Raw genomic sequence first — 21,593 nt, 5'->3', positions numbered from 1 at the left:
CGCTTAGAAGCGCGTGTTGATTTCAAGCTGCAAGACATCGATGTCATACGGCGCGCCGTACACCGCTTCGGAACTCAGCCAGCGACCGGTGGCGAAGACGTTGCTCGCCAGACCGTAGTTGCCGCCCAGGAAGTAACCTTTGGCATTGGTGCCACCCAGGTGAAACGACGAATCGTTGAAACCGTCCGGCAAGGCATCCGGCTGGATGTACTTGTAGCCGGCGAACAGGTTCCAGTCGCCCTGGCGCTTGAGTTCCAGTGAGTTGCCCAAGGTGAACTGGAGCATCCAGGCGTTGGCGCCGCTTTCCACCTCACCGTTTTCGTCCAGGTTGTTGGCGAACTGCCCTTCGGAGCGCTTGCGCATCTCGCCTTCGTCGTAGCCCAGGTTATGCACGTAGTTGGCCTGGCTGCGCAGTTTCAGGTCTTGCGGCAGATCGGTGTCCCACTGCAGATTCAGGTCCAGCAGGTTGAACTCCGAGGCCAGGCCGACATACTGCGGCTGTGGGGTGGTGGACGGGTTGAGAGGATTGGGTGTGATGTCCCGCAGCAGGAACACCGTGTTGCCCTTCTGCATGAACGCCACGCGCGAGCCATCGCTGTCGCAACCCGGGTCACCGGCCCACGGCTCGCATGGCGAGGAGCGCTGGCCTTCGATATCGTCGAAGCGGTAATAGGCCAGCGCGCCCTTGACGCGGTTGCTGTCGTTGATCGCCCAATTGGCCCCCAGCTGCGCCCCGTACAACCACTTGTTGTCGCTCTCCTCTTTGTCGGAACCGTTGCTGGTGCTGGTGTCGTTGGTGTACTCCACCGGGAACGCACCGACGGTGCCGAACAGGCCCCAGTCCTGATTGAGCTTGCGGTTGAAAATCGCCGCCACGCCGTCGAAGTTCAGGTCACCGGAATACAACAGGTCGGTGGAGTAAAACGGATTGGCGATTCGCCCGCCGGTCAGGGTCAAGTCGTCCGAGGGTTTCCAGGTCAGGTAACCCTGGTCGAGCCAGATGTCCTTCTTGCCGAAACCGCCGCCCAGGGTCTGGGTGGTGGACACCGGGTTGTTGTCCGAGCCGGTGCCGATGCGAATGCCGGCGGTCCATTGCGGAGCGATCACCGCCTTCATGCCCAGACGTGCGCGCAGGCGGAACAGGTTTTCCCGGTCTTCGCGCGTATTGAGCAACGGCGGCAGACTGGAGCTGCTGTTAGGGTTGACGTCGTACGGTCCTCGGTCATTGAGCCGGGCGAAGTCGACGATTTCGTTGCTGTTGGTACCCGAGTAGTAGCGCGACTCATCGCGCAGACGAATGTCGCCATCAAAACTGATCCGCGAGACCCAATCCGGAAAGGTGTTGGGCTGGGCCCAGTTTTCCTGCTTGGCGGTGGCCATCACTTCAGCCTTGACCTGATCGCGGATCTGCTCGCGCACGATGTTTGGCACGTATTGCACCCGCACATCCCCCGGTGCGCCAGCCGGCGTTGCGACGACCGCCGTGGCCGCCTGACGGGCCTGCACGGCTTCCCGTTCGGCCTGGGCGATCAGGCCATCGGCCTGGTCCTGCTTCAACACGCCCTGCTGTACCAGCAGGCGGATCAGATTGATCGTGGCGTTTTCCGACGGCGCCGGGGCGGCCGCCGCGTGCCCGGCCAGGCTCAATACAACCAGGCCGATTGCCCAAGACAATCGATTCACATTGGAAATCATCTGCACACAACTCCTGTTGGCAAACTTTCAAATATTCGGTTAACCCGGACGCCGTCCCTGCAAGGACAGGCGCACGGGCAAAGTCAGGGAGGCCGGTGGCCGTTCACTCAGAGGGGGAGCGGTGCGCAAGGCGGTGATGACTTGTTCATCCACTTGCCCGTTGCCGCTGGACTTGACCAGCTCGACCCGGGTGATCTCGCCCACGGCGCTCAGCCAGACGTCGGCCTGCAGTGAGAAGGCCAGGCTGCGCAGCTCGGGGTTTTCCCGAAGCAGGCGCTGGAAGGTGAACGCCAGGAACTGGCTGTAGGTGCCGTTACCCAGCCGTCCACCTCCAGCCCCGGCCATGCCACCGCCCTTGCCCGCACCGATGTTGAACGCGTCGTTGCCGGCCTGGGCATCACCGTCCATTTGCATGGGGTTCTCCAGGTCATCCACCGGTGACGGCGGCGCTTCTTCTTCGGGCTTGATCTCCTCGGGTTCCGGGGTCGGTTCTGGCTCGAGCACTTTCTCCTCGACCTGGGGCTCCGGTTCCTTGGGTTTTTCCGGCGGCGGCGGGGGCGGCGGTGGCAGCGGAATAATGGTTGGCACCTTTGGCGCTTCACGGCGCACGCCACTCATGTCGTTGGCCCATTGCCACAGCAGCCAGGCCACCACGCCACCCAGCACCAGGGCGGCGGCCCACTTGAACAGGCGCAGCGGCGCGTTCTTCACCGGGGGCGGGTTGATGGGAAGTTTGGCGGTCATGGTCAGCCCTGGCTCGGTTTGCCGGTCACGAGACCGACCTGTGACAGTTCCAGGCGCCGCAACAGATCCAGCACTTCGATGACTTTCTGGTACTGCACCGTGGCGTCGCCGCGCACGATCACCGGAAAATCCGGGCTCTGGGCTTTTTCGATACGCAGACGCTCCTCCAGCTCGCCCAGGGTCACCGGGTAGGCATCAAGGAACACCTGCCCGCCGTCGTTCACCGAAATGGCCTTGGTCTTGGCTTCGGACAACGACACCGAGGCGCTGGCCTTGGGCAGGTTGATCTGAATACCCGACACCTGCGCCGTAGCGGTGAGGATGAACATCACCAACACCACCATGAGCACGTCCACCAACGGCGTGATGTTGATGCTGTCCACTGCGGCGTCATCGTCGTCATCGTGTGAAGCGTTTACGCTAGCCATGACTGCGCTCCTCAGGCCGGTACGGGCGATTGAACGTGATGGTCACGGCGATGCGCCGCTTCACCGGACTGACCTTCGCCGTGCATCTCCGCCAGGCGCGTGATGAACTCGTCGACGAACACCCGCATGTCGGCGCTGACTTCTTTGTTGCGGGTGATCAGCCGGTTGTAGCCAAACAGCGCAGGGATCGCGACGAACAAGCCCATGGCAGTGGCGAGCAAGGCCGCGGCCATGCCCGGGGCAATGGCGTTGATGTTCACGTCACCGGCCATGGCTGTGCCGAGGAACACCACCATGATCCCCAGCACCGTGCCGAGCAGGCCGATGTACGGCCCGCCGGCGATGGCGTTGGAGAGGGTCGAGAGTTTCGAGCTCAGTTGCTGGTTTTCCCGGGTGCGCACACCGTCCATGGAGCAGCGGATCGCTTCGATGGTTGCGGCCGACACCGACGAGGTATCGGCGCCCTGCTCGCGACGGGTGCGGATCTCCTTGACCGCCACCAGGTACAACCGCCACAGGGACGAATGTTGCAGGCGCTGGGCGAGGTCCTGATCGTCGGCGAACATTTCCAGGCGCGTGCCGATCGTGGCGAACTGCTCACGGAAGGCTTCGTTGGCGGCACTGAGGCGGCTGACCATGCGGTTCTTGCGGATCATGATGACCCACGACTGGAACATCATCAGCACCAGCACCGCGATGATCACCCAGGCGTCCAGCGGCACAGCGTTGAGCAGGAAACCCAGGCTGCCGAAACCGAAACCGGACTGCTCTTCATCGACCCCGTAGGCCACCAGTTTTGATTCGGCGCCCTGGGCATTGGCATCAGCCAACAGCAGCGGCGCCGCACGGGCGACCTTGGACAGCCGCACCTCGTCCATGGCACCGCTGAACGGCACGAAAGCCCCGGTGGGAAGATCAGTTGAAGGGTCGGAGGCAAGCCCCGTAGAAAGATCGGCTCCCAGGGCGATCGGCGAATTGAACGCCGGCATCGCCACCGCCAGGCTCGCGGTTTCACGACCGTTGACGTACAGCACGACCCGGTCGCCCGAGGCGGTCAACGCCAGGTGTTGCCATTGGCCGGGGTTCAACGGTTGAGTCGAGACGGCACGCTGACCGTCAATGTCCAGGAATGGCACACCCTGGTTCACCCCCACCAACAGGCTGGCGGCGGCCTCACGGCGGGCCAGGATCACCTGCTCACCGCTGGCCTGATCCTGGCGCAGCCAGGCGCTGAATGTGAACGCCGCGCCGGCGCTGTGCTGCAATGAAGGGCTGGCCGGCAACAGCAGCGGCTGACCGTTGAATTGCAAGGCACGACCGATCACGCCATCGATGCTGGTTCCAGCGGCACCCTGGGCATTGTTGCCATACGCCGTGGCATCCCGGGGCGGTACACCGGTGGTGCCATCGAAGTGGTAAAGAGCGGTGTAATCCGGGTCGAAGGTCAATTGGCCGCTGCCGGTGGCCGGCGCCTTCTGGTTGCCGTAGTACATCCACAGATCCTGACGCTGGCCACCCTCCACGTTCGGTACATCGACCCAGATCAAGGCCATCCCCATCAACGGGTCGAAGCTTTCGATCTGGTGATTGAGCACGGTCTTGTCATCGGCACTGACAAAACGCAGGTCCGAGCCATCATCCTTGACACCGTCGAAGGTGAAGTTGCCGGTGTGCAGGCGTACCAGCAATGCGGTGCGGCCCAGGGCCTGGCTGATCGCCGCGCCTTGGGGCGTGGTGTCCACGGAAATCTGTTTGCGGTAGTGCCAGTCGTCCTGCCACCAAGCATTGGCCGTGGCTGGAAGCACCAGCCCCAGGCAGATAAACAGGGATAACAATAAGCGTTGCATGGACATGACTCCTAGGTTCAAAACGTCGCTTGCAGGTTGAAATGCAGGCGCGATTCCTGTTTCGAGGTGTTCGGCCCTTCGAGCAGCGGGTAGCCCCAATCGAGGCTGCCGGACAGCCATTTGCTCAGGCTCGCGCGAGTGCCGAGGCCGACACTGGCCAGGCTGTAATCCGCGTCCTGATCGGGCAGTTCGTCGCGCAAGTACAACTGCGCGCCTTCGGCGAAGGCGTAGAACCGCCACTCCTGGACATAACTGCCGAGGAACTTGGCAATGGAAGGTGTACGCAACTCCTGGGACAGCAGGTAGCCGTCATCCCCGGTACGCTCGGCGGCCAGATAACCGCGAACCGATGTCGCGCCACCGGCAGAGAATTGTTCGTTGGAAACCAGCGGCCCGGACGCCAGCTGGAACGCGGCTTTGGACGCGGTCTGCCAGTCGTTGGCGAAGGTGAAGGTGTAATTGCCGTCACCCTTGAGCACGGCAAAACTGGGGCTGGCGCGGTAGCGCTTGTAGTCGAAGTCTTCGTCGGAACTGCCATAGCCCAGCAGGCTGCGGGTGCCCGCCACCAGGCTCAGGCCAAGGCCCAACTGGCTGTTTTCGGTGTAGCGAAAGCCGTTGTAGGCGAAGGTGAACGGCGCGTACTTGAGCGGTACTTTGTCGCTGGCGCCGCCCAGATTCAGCTCTTCCTCAAAGTCTTTGAAATCCACGCCAATGGAAAACGTATTGGCCCAGGCGGCGCTGGACGCCAAGGTGTAGATCGCCGAGACACCGTACGAATGGCCCCTGCCCAAGACGTTGCTGCCGCCGATGGTCGCCACGTTGCTGTCGGACTGGTAACCGGAGAACTGCACACTCCAGTGCTCGTCCAGCGGTGCGGTATAGGAGCCCGACCAGACCTTGGCGTTTTCGGTGTCCTGGGGCGCGGTGAAGAAGGTCAGCGAGAGGCTGTGACCCAATTGCCAAAGGTTGTTGTAGCCCAGGCTGGCGACTGTGCGCAGCTTCTCGGTGTCGGCGCTGTAATCGTTATTGAGCCCCAGGCTGGCTTGCCACGGGTTCTGATCCTCGACCTGCAAGTCCACATCCATGGTGCCGGGCCGCTGGCCCTCGCGCACCAACGGCATGACCTGGCGCCCCGGGGTCTTGTTCAACTGCGCCAACTCGGTCTGGACCTGGGCGAAATCGGGCACCTCGCCTTCCTTGAGCGCGGGCACGTCCTCGCGGATCTCCACGGGCGAATAATGCTTGGCACCCACCACGCGGACTCGGCCGACTTTGGTCTCGCTGACCTGCAGGTAGACGATGCCGTCTTCGACTTTCTGCTCCGGCAACTCGACGAACACCGATTGATAACCGCGCGCCTGATAGGCCTTCTGCAGCGCCTCCCGGGCACCTTCGATATCGCTCAAGGCCTTTTGCGGGCCGAGGAACGGGTACACCGCCTCCTCGATGGCCCGGGCATCGAGCACGGTGTTGCCACGCACGAAATACTCGTTCACGTCCACCAGGCGAGCCGGGGCCGATTCGACTTCCTGCTGCGCTTGCGCGGCGAACGCCGACGGCCCCCCGACCGTCAACACCAACCAGCCCCACAGCGCTGGCCGCGATTTGAAGAAATGCTCCACACCACCCCCTGAATTCAAAGTACCGCTCAATTGCTTGCAGTCGATGTCGTGGCGTGCCGCGCCAGCCAGGTGTGCAGCAGCGCGAAATTCAAGGAGAACTCCGGCATTTGCAGCAAGGCACCGCAGAACACTTCACCGATTATTTTCTGGATGAGCCTCACCGCCCGCGCATCGCCCAACAGCGTGGCGAGGTCTTTGCTCAAAACGTCGAAGCGCCAGACCTTCTGGTTCAGGTCCAGGCCGACGAACCAACGGAACAGCAGGTTGTAATTGAGTTGTTCGTAGAGTTGCTGCTCGCTGGGCACCGAATAGAGCAGTTGCAGTAAAAGGATGTGCATGACGGTCTGCGGTGCGATCAGCATCTCGGCGCTTGCGGTGAGGCCTTGCAGCACGTCGCGGTGGTCGTCCAGCAGGTCGTCGATTTGCGGACGCAGCAACACCAGTGAATGGCCCTGCGGGATGTAGCTGGACACTTCCTTGAGTGCGCCCTGCCAGTCATCCTGGGAAACGATCCAGACCCACGGTGCGCCGTAGCGATACACCGAGACCGGCTGCTTGCGCGCCGCCTCGACGATCTTCGACAACCGCTGGTCAAGCTCCTGCATGCCCACTTTCGAATAACGTTCCATAGTTCCCATCGCCTCACTCCCGGCTGCCTGCCCCGGTTCCAAACGACCTTGCAGGTCCCCTCGAACACGTCACACAGGCTTGACGGGAATGGCGATGTGCTACCGAACTTTTGTCATGAAAGCTTCATTTCCGATGAGACGGATGGAGGCGGATTGCGGGCCTTGCCCTATTGCTCCGCAGGAGCGGGGTTGCTCGCGAACGCGAAAGATCAGTTGCTGTGGCGTTGAAGGTATCGCCGCCATCGCGAGCAGGCTCGCTCCCACAGGGTCTTGAGTGATCACAAGAGTAGTGTTCACCGCAGATTCCTTGTGGGAGCGAGCCTGCTCGCGATGCCGGCGCCTCGGTGCCAGCCGATCGCTACAAACTCAACCGCCCCCGCTCCTCCTCGGTCAAGCGCTGCCGGGTCTGTTCATCCAGGGGGCCGGCTCCCAGCACTTGCACCGGGCTGGCCGGGTCGTAGGCCCGTGGCGTGTCGCGGCTGGCACCGTCGCGGGACGGGGCCAGTTGCTCGGAGCCGAAGCTCACCACCTGCACGGTGAACACCGACGCCTGGTTTTGTCGCGCCGCGTTCTGCTGCTGGCGCGCCACGTCTTCCGCCGCTTGTGTCGCCGAGGACGCCGCCGAACTGGCCGAGGTGATGGCCCCGGTGTTAACCGTGGCCGCCAGTGGCACACCGGAGGATTTGCCCTGGGTCTGGATGTTGGCCGCGTTCACCACGGTCAATGCCGCGATGTTGACGTTGCCCGACACCCGGATCCCCGCCTCGCCCGCATCGATGGTGCCCAAGGGCGCGATCAGGTCGATGTCGCCCGGCGCCACTTCGGCAATCGGGTTGAGCGTGGCGATACCGGCGCCGGTGCTTGGCACCGACGGCGACAACGTCACGTTACCCCAGCTGTCATACAAGCGCTTGGGCGGCGTGTAGACCACGGTGGTCTTCGAACCGCGACCGGCGTTGATATCGCCCTGGGCCGACCAGCCGAGAATCGAACCGCCGAAAGTGGTCATGATCCGGCTCTGCCCCAGCAGGATGCTGTTCTGCGCATACAACTGGATATCGCCCTCGCCCTGGGTAATGACCCCGGCGGTGGACGGTGGTGCGTTGCCTTCGATGCCGAACGTCTGCCCGCCGCCCGGCGTGAGCATCTGGATGCCACCGCCGAAATCGGTGTGCACCCCCGCCCCACCGAACATCGTGATATCGCCCTTGTAGGTGATCGCGTTACCCGCCACATCCTTGCTTGGGAACAACAAGTCGATAGCCTCCCGCCCGCGCAGGTAGCTGCCCTGGCGCACGCCGCCCACTTCGTTGTACTCACGGCCACCGGCCTTGAGCTCGGCGAAGTACACGTCGCGGGCAAACACCCGCTGCTGCTCGGCCGGCAGCGCCGCGAAGTAGTTGCGGGCCTGCTCGGTGTCGCCGCTGAAGCCGAAGCGTTCCTTGAGCCAATCCACCAGTTCCGCCTCGTAGGTCTTGGCGACTTTACCGTCCTGGTTCGCCAGGGGCACACCGGCCAAAGCCTGGTTGGCCGGGTCCAGGTACGCCTTGACGAAGCGCTGGTAATCCGCGCCGTTGAGTCCCGCGCCGGCTTGCAGCACCAGGCTTGCGCCAGGGCGCGAATCCCCCGGCACCACAGCGCCGATACTGTTGATGCTGACCTTGTCGTCCATCCGCAGATTGCGCCCGGCGGTGATCTCCAGCAGGCCGGGACCGGCGACGTTGAAGTTGCTGTAAAGGATGTCGCGCCCGGCCGAGACGATGGAGATGTCGGTGGAGTTGTTGTGGATGAAGAGGTTGCCGGTGCTGGTGTAGTTCCCCAGGTAGAAGTCGCTGGTCAGCGAGCCGCCCAGCGGTATACCGCTGCTTACAATGTCTCGTCCGGCCTTCATCCAAACGGCCCCCATACCTTCGAAGGAAATCTGTCCGAATCGGCCATCGTTCTCAGAGGTGTACCTCATCGCTCGTCCACTCGCGACTGCCAGCAAATCGCCTGTGAGCGCATAAAAGCGAGCAGGATCCGTGTTGCCGGCCCACTCGTTGGAGGCGCTGCTGGTATCGAAGGTAATCAACGGTAAAGTATCCGCGCTGGGAGGCACACGATTGGCATCAGCGGAGAGATTGCTGACCACCACACTGCCATTTACGAGCCCGGCAAAGGCTGGGCGCAACGGTGTCGCCAGGGCCGCAGACGATGCACCGGAACGACTGACCGACATATCGCCACCGTAGATGGAATCGCCGGCCATGAATTGCAACTCACTGTTGATGCCAGGAGCGAGCAGCAGGGCTGGACGATCGTTGCCGTTGTAGCCGGTTCCATCCCATACCGAGGATTGGCCATAATAAAGACTGCCATTGGCCGCCACAGCCCTCAGGATCGACGGGTAGACCACGGCTAAATCCGTGGCCGTCGCGCTAACGAAAGGCGTCAGGTTACCTCCCGACGACCACAAGTCGATCGCCGTGTTGGCGGTCCACAACGTAAACCAGCTGACACCCGATCCGTTGGTCGCACCACTTTTGAAGGGCGAAACGCTCATCATCGGCGCCCGGCCCGGGTCTGCTACGTCCATCACTACCAAGTCGCCCGAAGTGCTCAGATTGAACGTGGCATCGCCCGGCATCAGGGTCAGCCCGCCTGTTGGCAAGCTTCGCGTAGCTCTGAAAGAGTCATAAGCGCGTGTTTCTCCGGGAGACTGTACCGAAGCAACGTTGCCATAGCGCAGGTCGATTCGACCGATGGCACCGCTATCGATCTGCGCATGCCCCCGCAGGTTGATGACCGCGCCATTGAGATGCCCGTTCACGAACAGGCTCTCGGGATTCAAAGCACCACCCACACGCAGATCAAGATCACCACCACCGGTCAATTGCAGACTGTCATCAGCGCCCACACGCCCGGTGCTGCCCACGGCAAGAACCAGTCCTTGGCTGCGGCTGTTGCTGATCGGCACAAGACCACTCCCTGCCATTTGATCGAGCACCCCCGCATCGCCGGCCACCTGAACATTCAGGTTACCGCCGCCTAGAGTACCGAACCCCGTAAACCCGACCATCAAATCAGCCTTGCCGTCCTTCGCGGCGGTGTAACTGCCAAAATTGATCCACCAAGCGGTGGGTTGTGCCTGCGTGCCGGTTGCGACTGAGCCATTGCCCTGACGCCACAGCCAATTGCCGACGTTGACCGTATCGTAACCAACGTCTCCCCCATTGGGCCGCCCCCTATCCGTACTCGATACGTCCAGGCTATTACCGGTCAGATTGCCGCCAACCTTCAAGCTCAGGTTGCCGCCAAAGTCCGGGTACCAGGCACGATAAAGACTGTTGCTACCACCATCCACGAACTGCTCGTTTTCACCTAGTGCATCATTGAGCACCTTGCCCGCCGCCCCCAGCGCCTTGGGCTGATTGTACGGGTCGTTGGCATAAGTCTCGCTGGCTGAACTGCCGGCGGTGTAGACGCCGTACAGAGAATCCATTTTCAGATCGCCCGCCGACAGCAGCTCAAGGTCTGCCGCTCCGGTGCGGATCACACTCCAACGTTGGCTGCCTGCCTTGTATTCCGTTTGCCCAACAGCGGTGCAAAACGACGGGGTGTCGTCACACATTCCAGGATAGGCAAGGTTTTCGAAATCAATCGGTTGACCCACGAGGTCTGGAACCCCGAAGTTTTCCGCCCCTTCCTCCGTCCAGACAAAGCCGCTACTGGCCTTGCAAAACGACGGGGTATCCTCACACATCCCTGGATAGGCAACGTTCTCAAAATCAATGAATTTACCTGCCAGGCTCGGATCTCCGAAATTTTCCGCCCCCTCTTCGGTCCACACCAGCCCCCCCGCCCCGGCCTTGCCAAACATGCCGTAGTGACTATCAGCCAAATGAAGATCTCCACCCGCCAACACAGGCTGCACAACCCGGCTGTCCGCCGCCTGCGTATCGGCGCCGGCCACCAGGCGCAACGACCAGGACTGCGAACCCTCGGCCAGCATCGGCGCAATGGCCCAGTTGCTCCCCGCCACTTCCGGACGCAACTGCACCGACTCGACACCGGCCGGCAACTTGATGTCGGTACCTGAAGGAATTTTCGAACCCACACTCAGCGCCAGGGCCCCGCTGAGACGCAGCACATTGGTCAAGCCGTTGCTCGCGCCCGCAATGCCTGGCAAGGCAACGCCTTTTGGCCAGATCAGGCTGCGTATTGTTGCGCCGCTGCCCAGCAGGCTGCCTACCCCCAGCACCGTGCCCGCCTCCAGGGTCTGGGTCGAAGCCAACAAAGTGCCAGCGGCGAACAACAGATTACCCGAGGCGTCATGCACCGCCGCAGCCAGCACCGTGCCCGCCGGCAGCACCAGTGGCTGATCAAGCGTCGCCGCCACCGGCAGGCGTGTTCCCGCCGCCAGGGTCGCGCCCTTAAGGGGTACGTCGAAGTTGAGCACCGAGCCCGCTGGAAACGCCGTGCCATCCGCCAGGGTCACACCGGTACCGGGCACGACAATATCACCCGCCGCGAAATCAATGCCCGGCAACAGCACCCAGCCCTTGTCGTCGTTGGTCGCGGGCGGTTGGGCGAATCCGTCGGTGATGCTGCCATAGATGTTCAGGTCACCCCCGGCGCGCAGCGTCAGCGCACCCGACTCACCGGAGCCGTACACGGCGGTTTTACGAGTATGCGGATTCACACTGGCGTAGCGATAACCGGACAGGTCCAGGTCACCCCGCACCACCAGATCACCGTCGGCCGTCGCGCTGACGATCTCCACACCGGGCCGTAGGTGGAACGCATCGGCATATCGAGCGTTGTTCAGACCGGCGAGTTTACGTTGCATCAAATCGCCGTTGGCCAGCGCCGCGTTGATGAAGGCAATACTGTCCTGGTGCTTGCCATCCAGGTACGCCTGGTCGATGACCTGATAAGGGCGTCCGCTGGCTGCCGGATCGCTGCCAAACTCTGCATCGTTGTACTGCCACATACCGTTGACCGCGATGGACCGGGCGCCCTGGATATCCAGGCCACCGCGTGCATCGATGGCAATGTCGCCCTGGGTCGGGGTCGAGCCGGCGCGGCGTGCATTGAGTTCCAGCGTGCCACGGGCACGGCCGTCGTGCTGCCCGGCGAGCGCCGCAGTGCCATGACGCAGATCGATGCGTGCACCGTCGGCCAGGGTCAGCACGCCGTTGCGGGAAGTCAGGTCAACGATGGCACGGTTCGGCGAATCGATGATCTTGCCGTAGCTGTCCACCCGCAGACGATTACCGTGGGCGTCAAGCACCGCGTTGCGGCCCAGGGTCAGGGAGCGCCCGGCCGCGAGCCGGATGCTGCCGACCCGCTCGCCGCTGGCGTCCACCTTGCCGTTGACCAGCAGGCTGCCATTGTCCAGGGACACGTCAATGGACGAGGCCTTGAGTTCGTTGCCGATCACCAGGTCGCCCTGTTTGAGCTGGAAGCTGCGGGAACCGAACAGCTGTCCGTCATTCAACCGTTGGTTCAAGGCCGCGAACTGCTCGCTGAGGTTACCGCTACCGCCCAGGCGCTGGGCCTGGATCTCCACGCCACCGGCCAGGTACGGCATGGCTGTGCCGCCGGCGTCATATTCGCCGGTGCTGCTGCCGAGAATCCGCCCTTGCAAATCGACCACACCGGCCGCGCCGTCCAGGGCCACCGCACTGAGCCGGCCAGCCTGGTTGTTGCGCGCCGAAAGCTCGATGCTGGAACCAGCAGCCTGGCGGATGTTGCCGCTCTGGCTTTGCAGGATCACCTCGCCTCCGGCGCTGTAGCGTGTCACATCGTTGAAGGTGACGGTGCGGCCCGCCACGTCGATCAGTGCCCCATCGGCCAGGGTCAGGTCATCCGTTGCGCTCAGGGTCAGCTTGCCGCTGGGCAGCATCACCGCGCTGGCAAGGTTCAGGCTCGCGCCTTTGATGGACAACTCGCCCCCAAGCCCGGAGACAGTGCCCGGCTTAGCGCTTGTACCCGCTACGTTGACCGCGCCGCCTGCGGTGATGCGGTTGACCGAGCCGGCTTCACCGGTCAGCAACGGGGTGAGGATATTCAGGTTGCCGCCGCTGTAGGCGTAGCCCGTTTTCGCGTCATAGGCGCCCTGGCGTTGATACACCGCCAGGCTGCCTTTGTGGTTGGCGGTCAGGCGTTCGCTGGCGCTAAGGTTGACGTTGGCGAAGCCCAGTGCAAGACGGTCCAGGGTAGTGATCGAGCTCGGTTGGGCGAAATCGCCATAGCCGAATTCGATGCGCTGAGCCTGGATGTCCAGGCGACCGGCACCGGTGCCGGCCCCACCGGCAATCACCGAACCCGGCGCGCCAACGGCGCCGTTCCAGATCAGGTTGGCGGTGCGGATGGTCGCCACGTCGTTGACGCTGCCGGCGCCATAAATGGCCGGGGTGCTGAGCATCAGGTTATTCAGGCGCGACTTGCCTGTTGTCGGGTCATAGGTGTCCAGGCTGACGGTGCCGTAGAAATTCAGCGCCTGACTGGCCGACAGTTCGAGGGTTTCCAGGGCCGGGGCGCCGTATTCGGTGTCCCCGCGCAACAGGCGATCGAGTACCGTCTGGCTCAGGGTCAGACCGGCCGGCAAGACCTGACGCGCCGCTGCGTCGCTCAATGCCGGGGCGGTGCCGACGTTGATATTGCTCAGGGCCAGGGTCAGGTGACGGGTGCCGTAGCGCACCTTGTCGTCCAATTCCAGGCTCCCTCCGGTGGCGGCGACGATGCCGCCCTCGGAATGAATTCGGGTGACGCCGCTGCATGGCGTCAGGCTGCAGCCGCCGATGTTGATGGAGCCGCTGCTGCCCGATGAGGGTGCCAACACGTTGAGCAAGCCGTTGGAGGCGGCCAGCAAGTTCTGACCACTCACATTGAGGTCATAGATAAAACCGTCATGGGCATCGTAGGCAGCCGCGCCACGACCAATGGTATTGATGGCGGCGCCTTGTTCCATCGACACCTCGCTGCTGGCCAGCAGGAAAACCTCCGGTGCCGCCAACGTAGCGCCTTCACGCAAGATCACTCTGGACGAGGTTCTACCTCCACTGCTCGAGGGCGTGATGTAGTTTCCGCTCTGACCATAGAGCGTCAAGAACTGCCCGCCAATAACCTGACGCGATGCATTCAAGGCATTCAGGCTTTCGGCATTGAGGGTCACGCCCTCGAAGCCGGCCGTGGCCCCGCGCCCATCGGCAACGACCTCCAACGCCCCATTACCTCCAACCACCGTGACGGTACCGCCGTAGCCACCTTTCTGAGGCGCGAACTTGCCGATGCCTTTAAAGGAGAACGCCTGATCTCCCGCTCCTGGCGCGAGTTTCAACTTCAAAGTCTTGGCGTCCACCGGCAACAGGGCTCGTGGCACGCCCAGGCGTGCGGCATCGGCTACAGCGAACTGGGCGTAGCTGGTTTCGTTGTACTGCGAATAGCGACGCAGCACATCGCCCGAAGTCAGGATGACCTGGCTGGACAGACTGTTGCGCTGCCCGGTATTGACCACCGACAGCACCCCGGCGGTGGCCCAGGAGCCGTTGCGCATCTGCAACGCACCCGCCGTGGAACCCTGACCCGCCAGACCGTTGACCTCGACCCGGAACGCCCCCGGCAGCAAGGCATAGGTGGACGGCATCAGCGTATAGGTACCGGCGGCCAGCCCCGGTACACCGGCGCCAATGGTGATTTGTTGTCCGATCCTGGGGTCCACTGCGCCGCCCTCGGGCGCCACTGGTGCGTATGCACTCTGGTTGCCCGGCACAATGGCGTAGACCGGGTTGCTGGACAGGCCCGGTAAAGTAAAGCCGCCGTTGGCACCGATTTGCACCAGCGGGTTGAAGCGCGCGTCGGTGGAGCCGCCACGGCCGGAAATGAAACCGGCACCCAGCAGATCACCGCCACCCGAAAGATCGAGTACCGAGCCTTCCTGGGCCGCAACAGACTTTCCGCCCAGAATCACACCAATATTCAGATCCCCGTTGCCATAGGAGATGGCCCCTTGCCCCAGAAGCACCACCTTCTTGCCCGCGTACTCATAACTCTGACCATCGACGGTACCGCCGTAAGGCAGAACCAGACCGAGGCCACTGACTGAAGTGAGGCTGTTCGGCAGCAAGTCCACTTGGCTAGTGATGCTAGTGCCGTCGTTGGTGCCGACCTCAATCAACCCCAGCGGGGCCCGAACCACCCCCCCCTGCTCGATATTCGCACTGCCCAGTTGTAAGTGACCGAATGCCGAATAAGGTACCTGAGGCGTCACCTGGGTAGTCCGCCCGATGACCAAGCTGCGCGCCGGGTCGTAGGCAGAGGTGCCACTCAAGCTATACCCCGCCAATACCCGAGCCCCGACCCCGGTCGCCGGATACAGTTGCGCCGCTTGCAGGATCATGTCCGAAGGAGTCATTAATTGCGTGCTAAAGCCCGTAGGCAATCCTTCGCCGGAGAATCCCGCCAGGAAGCGCAAATCACCACGGCTGCTTAACTGGACCAGGTCGAACCCGGCGCGCTCCAACTCGACCGTGGTGCCATTGGCCTGTCTCAGCGTGCCTTTGCTGCTGAATCTCACATTGCCCTGTACATCCAACAAGTCGGCGTTGACGGAAAGCACCGCCTTGTTCGCAAGTGGCGATACGTCGCCTTCGATCAGCGGTCGGGTATAGGAATCCATATTCGGTAGACTGGCCGCCGGCCCCGCCAGCAGCAAATGAGCTGCATTAAGTTGAACACGGGTGTCGGCTGGCGCGGCTGTGCTCAACCCGAAGCTACGCGCATATAGGCTCAGGCTTTGGCCGAGGGACAACGACACGTCGCCACGGATACTAATAATGCCGTTACTCAGCAGAGACAGGCTGTCGAAGCCGCCCGCCTGGACCTGGTCCACACCCAAACGCCCATGACCATAGATCAACGAATCCGCCGAGGCCTTGGCGGTGTCGCTTAGCGGGCTCGCCTGGGCGGTTTGTCCCAGCACCAGTTCACGCACCTGCAAGACCCGGTCATTGACCGCGCTTTTCAGGTAATACGGTGTCTCCAGCGCCACCGACAAACTGCCCCCTGCGGCCCCCGTGCCACCGGAACGGGCGCTGAATTCGCCGTCCAGGTACAGACCATTGGCCGACGCCAGGGAAATACTGCCACCGTTGCTCGTCACCGATGTGCGTCCCTGGCCAGGAACATCCAGCATTGCCTGGCTGCCATCCGCTTGCAGGCGTGCCCCCTCGCGCATCACCACGAACAATTCCGGCGCCGAAGCCGATCCTTTCGCGACATCAATCTGACCACCAATGACAATCTCGCCGCCGTCATGCACCAGGCCATAGGTCTGGCCGCGCATGTCTTGGGCAGTCACGGCCCGACTGGAGACATCGATCAATGCTTGCTCGCCTAACCAGATGGAGCGTCCATGGCCTTGGGCATTGACCGGGTTGCGAACTGGGTTGCTGACGCTCAGTTCGGTGAGACTGACTCGTCCGCCCCAGGCGTTGAGGGTGCCGTTGACGGTCAGTTGACCGATGCTGCGCAAGTCGATGCCTTGTCCCGGATCGACGCTGATCACGCTTCCACGCCCGATGTTCAATACCGTGCTGGCCATGTCTGCCGCGCTGGAGTTCGCGGTACCGGCAGTGAGGCTCAGGCTCGCGCCGTGGCGCTGGGTGAGAACACCTTTGATCGCATCTTCCTGATACAGCTCCGGCGTCCAGCGCTGCAAGGCATCAGCCGGCTCTGCGTTGCTGCCGGTAGTCAACGCCTGCTCGCCGAAACGGTACACCGGCATCGTCACATCGACCCGGGTCCCATCGGCCACCGTCAGGCCTTCGTTGCCGGTGATGTCATAGGCCGAGAAACCCTTGTCGAAAAAGTCGCCGTCCAGTTGCAACGTTCCCGGTTCCAGTGGCGAGCCACTGTTGCCGATCAGCACTTTGTTGGCCGCCAGCTTCAAGGTCCCGCCACCGCTCACCCCGGTGCCGCGCAGTTCACCGTCCAGGTTCAAGGCGCCGTTACCGGACGACGCGCCGGTACTGGCGGTCAGGGTCAAGTCACCGCCCTTGCCACCGCGGGTCTTGCCATCGGCCATGACCGCAGCACCGGAGCTGACGTCGATCAGGCTGCCCTGGCGCACATCGATATCGCCACTGCTGCGCACAGACACCGTACCGCCATTGATGAACGGCAGACCTTCACGGTCGTTGCCGTCGAGCAGCAAATTGCTCCACCGCCCAGCGGTGTTCAACGTCACGCCTTCGCCCAACGTGACCGCTGCACGCTGACCGGTGGCAGGCGAAAGCACGACGTCTACCATCTGGAAATTATCGGTTCTGACCTGTTTAAGCACGTTACCCAGGGCAATGCGACCGCTGCGGGCCGTCAGGTCGGCGTTCACTTCCACCTGCGGCGCGTAAAGCGTGATATCACCGCCATCGGCCACGTTGAGCGCGCCGTCGACTTTGATGCCTTGCGCCGCTGCCACCTTGACCGCGCCGAGTTGGAAGCCATTGAGCAGCTCATTGTCCAGCACCAACTTGCCTTGCCGATCAGTGCCGACCACCGAGGTCAGGTCAAGGCCCGCAGCAATCTTGTCGTTGACCTCGCCGACGGTGACCTGATCGAAGGTAGGGTTCAGGCCACTGTTGATCACACCGCTGGCCTTGTCGTAGATCGGCGTGTAACTGCCAACCAGCAACTGAGCCCGCCGGGCCACGGCGTTTTGCGATTGCTGGTAACCGTCGAGGTTGAGGTTCGGTGCCTGGTTCTGGCGTTCGCCCTGGTAGACCTCGCCGACGATCTGGCCTTCCAGCACCGCGTTGCGGGTCGACACCACCAGCTTGCCGGCATCGCGGCCAACGGTGTAGCCGGCCTCAAAGCGCTCGCGGGGGGCGATCAGTGGGTTGTAGTAGTAATCGGTCTGGCCCCAGCGTTGGCTGTGGTCTTCGTAACCCTTGTAGATGCCGCTGTAGAGGATGTCCCCCGGCGCCTTGGACAATTCATACAAGCGCCCATTGGGGCCCCTGAGCCAGGACTGCCGCAGGTAGCCGCTCTGCACATCCAGGGTACCGCCGGACAGGTTCAACTGCGCCGCCTGCTGGGTCACCACGTCGTTGCCGGTGAACGTCAGCGTGCCACCTTGGGCGGCCCATTCACCCATGCTGTGACCCCGTGTGCCCAGGTAGCCGCCGACTTCCAGCAGCCCACCCGCCGTGTACCAACGGTCGGTGGCATAACCGTTGGTGCCCGCCGGCACGTAGATCAAATCACGCACGTCCACCCAGACATCGTTGTTGGTCAACTTGCCGCCCTCGCGGTTGACCGGTGCGTCACGCTGTTCGTTGCCCTGTACGTTGACCTTGATGGAGTTGGACTCCATCGCCACCTTGACGCCGATGGCGCCGGACACGTCGATCACCGCACCATCGCGCACCAGGCTGCGACCGGCGGCGCTGACCGCGACCTGACCGCCGGTGGCCAGGGTGATGGAGCCGTTCTGGAAGTCGACGCTGCCGCCACTGACGATCTCGACCCGCGACTGGTCGGTGCGGTCGACCACGCTGCTGAGGTTGTTGAACCGACCGGTGATCAGGTTGTTCGGCGTACCGTCCAGGCCGGCGGGCCCGGCATTGTATTGGCTGTCCAGGGCACTGCCGCCGCCGGCGTCAAGCAGCACCGCCGTGGCACTGCCCTGCCCCAGGGTGACGCTGCCGGTGCTGTCGCTGAAGGCGTTGAGCAAGTGCACGGTGCCGCGGGTGTCCACCGAACTGCTCGCCACCGCCACGCCATTCTGCTGCACATTGTGCCCGGTGAGGGTGATGTCGCCGGTGCTGGCCTGGATCAGGCCGCTGTTGATCACCGTGCCGGCGCTGCTGCCCGGCTTGAGGGACGTCGCGACCTCGTTGCCACGGGTGGTGGAACGCGGGTTACCGCTGGTGCCCTGACCCCGGCGAATATAAAAACTGTCGCCCGCTGCCAGGGTGGTCTGGCCCTTGGCGGTGATGATGGAACCGGCGTTCTCCACTTCCGAGCCCAGCAGCAAGGCATAGCCGCCCCCGGCGGTGGAGGTGGCGGCGCGGTGGGTCTCGATCCGCGCACCGCGCTGCACTTCGATCTTGCCGGCGGCGTCAGTGAAGGTCGGCTGGGTGCCAGTGGCATCGACGTACAAGCCGCGCTGGCTGAACTGCTCGTCGCTGACGTTGGCCGCCACCGCCGCCAGGTTGCGCACGTTGACCTGGCTGCTGCCGCTGAAAATGATGCCGTTGCGGTTGACCAGCATCACCGTGCCGTTGCCCTTGATCTGGCCCTGGATCTGGCTCGGTCGCGCTTGAGGGTCGTTGACCCGGTTGAGCACGGCCCAGTCCGACTGCTGCTGGAAATCCACTGTGGTATTGCGGCCGACGTTGAAGGTTTCCCAGTTGAGAATCGCCTTGTCGGCGGTCTGCTCGATCTTCACCGTGGTCTTGCCGCCGACCTGGGTCTGCTGCGGTCCCTTGGCGTTGAGCCAGCCCTGGGTCAGGCTGTTATCGACCTTGAGCCCGCCCTCGCCCAAACCGTCGGGCACGGTCTGCACCTGCCCGAATGCGGCTTGCCGCCCCGCAGCCTGGGCCGCCTGCTGGGCCGCGATGGCGGCCACGGTGTTGTTGAGGTTGGTCAGCGAACGCTGCAACTGCGCATTGGCCCGTTGCTGTTGCGCCAGGGGTGGCGGCATGCCTGGCTGCGCGGTCGTAGGTCGCCCCGCGCCACCGGCCTGAGACGCGCCCTTGGCGGCAAACCAGGCCGAACTGAACGCCGTCGCCGCGTGGGCATTGCCGGCCACCATCAGCAGGGCAATGGCCTGGGCCAGCGGCTTGAGCCGCAACATCGACAACTCGCCATCGCGACGGGGGGCATTCAGGTTCGTCTGGGGTTTGCAGCGCAGCATCCTACTCATCCTTTCGGGTTCGCTCTAAGGGGTCACAACGCCGTGCTGTCAGGCTGCCAGCGTTGGTTATAGGGGATAGGCGGTTACAACCGCTCGGGACCGAACGGTTGTCATGAAAATTTCATGTGGCTGTGTTGGCGCCGGTATTACGCAAAAATCAGCAACGGCTTGCGCCGTTGCTGATCGGGTGTTGCGGGTCGCTCAAGCGTAGGCTTACAACGGACGACCGACGCCATTACAGACGTTGGTGTTGCCGATGCTCAGAGCGTTAGAGGCGGTCAGGAAGCTGCCGCGGATCGCGGACTTCCAGGCGCCTGGCAGCGGCACGAAACGGTTGGCGGTGATAGCCGCGTCGTTGCTGCTGGCAGCAGTGGCGTTGTAATGGCGAGTGAAGAAGTCACGCACTTGCGTGGTTTGGGTGGCATCGGCGTAGCACTGGCTGAAGATCACGTTAGTGAAGCCCAGGATCGGGTAGCCGGTGGTTGGGTAAGCCACAACGCTTGGATCGCTAGGGTTGGTGGTTGCAGCGAATACCGGTACCCAGGCGTTCGGGTTAGCGCGGTTGGCGGCAGCAGGCACGGTGACAGCTGCGATTGCGGCCGACACGTTGGCCGGGGCTGGGGAAACACCGGCAACGCGAGCGACCTTGGTGGCGTCGTCCAGGCCGGCCAAGGTGGTGGCGGCGTAATCCGGGCTCATGTAGGTGATGCGACCTTGGGCAGCATTCACCGCATCCATCACAGCTTGGCTACCAGTGGCGGCTACGGCGCCGGCTGGCAGACCAAGGCTATAGCTGGAGGCGAAGTTGGTGGTGATGGCGAAAGTGCCGGGCACAGCGGGTACAGCTGTAGGGCACTTGGCGTTCAGAAAGCGGGTGAACAGTTCGGTAGTACCGCTGCTCTCAGCACGATAAGTCACAGTGATCGGGCCGGAACGGCCGGAACCGGTGATTTGGTTCCAGTCAGTCAGCGTGCCGGCGAATACGCCGCACAGCTGAGCGACGCTGAGGTCAACGTTGGCGGTGCCGGTCTTGTTGAAAGGAATGGCAACCGAAGTGGCGACCGAAGGCACCTGGATCAATGGGCCCCAGGCGGTGCCGTGGTTGGTGACGTAGGCGTTCAACTCAGCCTGGGTGAGCTTCGAATCGCTGCCCGCCCAGTGCACGTTCTTGCTGGTGTCACCAGGCACGAAACGGGTGTAATCGTTGTTCAGGAAAGCGGCCTTGCCAGCACCGCTGCCCACGCCAATGTAAGGGGCGAAACCGGCAGTCAGGACGCCGGAAGTCTGGTACAGCGGCTGAGGCAAGGTAGCGCCACCACCGTTGACATCAGCCATGGCGGCCTGAGCGGCGCAGAGGCCGGCGAGGGTCAGGGATACCGCGAGAACGTTGCGCTTAAACATGAAGAATCTCCTTTCATCGTGTTCGTACGTAGGTTGGGTGACGCGTGCTTGCCGTCATGGCGCTCGGTCCTGTGCCGATGGCGATGGGGTGAGGCCATGGGTTAGAAACTCGCAGTTTCCGGTGACAGATAAAGGAAAAAACCTCGGGAGCTGGAGGCTGTTTTTTGGGGTTTTTCCTCGGGTGTTCGAGGGCTCTGGGTTGGGGTTTCAGACAGGTTTTGTGACGGTGTTGCGCAGGGTGGGCGTGGAGATGGCGGCGGGTGGTTGTCTGACGATGGAAGATGACAGAACGAGGAACCCGAGTTTGGTGTTGGCGAGGGTCGGGA

8 protein-coding genes are annotated in these 21,593 nt (G+C 62.9%); all 8 read right to left on the bottom strand.

What is annotated here, in order from left to right; genetic code table 11:
* Positions 1-3: 3 nt before the first annotated feature.
* The gene (locus tag AC3I65_RS10685; RefSeq protein ID WP_047228948.1) at positions 4-1,695 is read right to left on the bottom strand and encodes a putative porin; all 1,692 of its coding nucleotides are present in this window, start codon (positions 1,693-1,695) and stop codon (positions 4-6) included.
* Positions 1,696-1,734: 39 nt separating this feature from the next.
* Positions 1,735-2,439, bottom strand: coding sequence for an energy transducer TonB family protein (locus AC3I65_RS10680; RefSeq protein ID WP_305468239.1), 705 nt, complete (start codon positions 2,437-2,439; stop codon positions 1,735-1,737).
* A 2-nt stretch (positions 2,440-2,441) separates the two neighbouring features.
* A complete protein-coding gene (locus tag AC3I65_RS10675; protein WP_047228946.1) occupies positions 2,442-2,867 on the bottom strand; it encodes an ExbD/TolR family protein in 426 nt (141 codons plus the stop codon).
* A gap of 11 nt (positions 2,868-2,878) precedes the next feature.
* Positions 2,879-4,714: a DUF2341 domain-containing protein gene (locus AC3I65_RS10670; RefSeq protein ID WP_274091096.1), complete on the bottom strand. Its 1,836-nt coding sequence runs from the start codon at positions 4,712-4,714 to the stop codon at positions 2,879-2,881.
* A gap of 17 nt (positions 4,715-4,731) precedes the next feature.
* Positions 4,732-6,288, bottom strand: a complete 1,557-nt coding sequence (locus AC3I65_RS10665; RefSeq protein WP_372241374.1) for a ShlB/FhaC/HecB family hemolysin secretion/activation protein — start codon at positions 6,286-6,288, stop codon at positions 4,732-4,734.
* Between the two features lie 74 nt (positions 6,289-6,362).
* Complete coding sequence (locus tag AC3I65_RS10660) at positions 6,363-6,965, bottom strand: transposase (RefSeq protein ID WP_047228943.1); 603 nt, start codon at positions 6,963-6,965, stop codon at positions 6,363-6,365.
* A 358-nt stretch (positions 6,966-7,323) separates the two neighbouring features.
* A complete protein-coding gene (locus AC3I65_RS10655) occupies positions 7,324-19,866 on the bottom strand; it encodes a filamentous hemagglutinin family protein (protein ID WP_488523707.1) in 12,543 nt (4,180 codons plus the stop codon).
* Between the two features lie 213 nt (positions 19,867-20,079).
* Positions 20,080-21,267 (bottom strand): substrate-binding domain-containing protein, encoded by a 1,188-nt coding sequence (locus AC3I65_RS10650; RefSeq protein ID WP_107321674.1) that lies wholly within the window; start codon positions 21,265-21,267, stop codon positions 20,080-20,082.
* Between the last annotated feature and the right edge of the window lie 326 nt (positions 21,268-21,593).

This window comes from Pseudomonas sp. N-1-13 (assembly GCF_057787095.1).
This window is presented reverse-complemented; position numbering and strand designations above follow the sequence as displayed.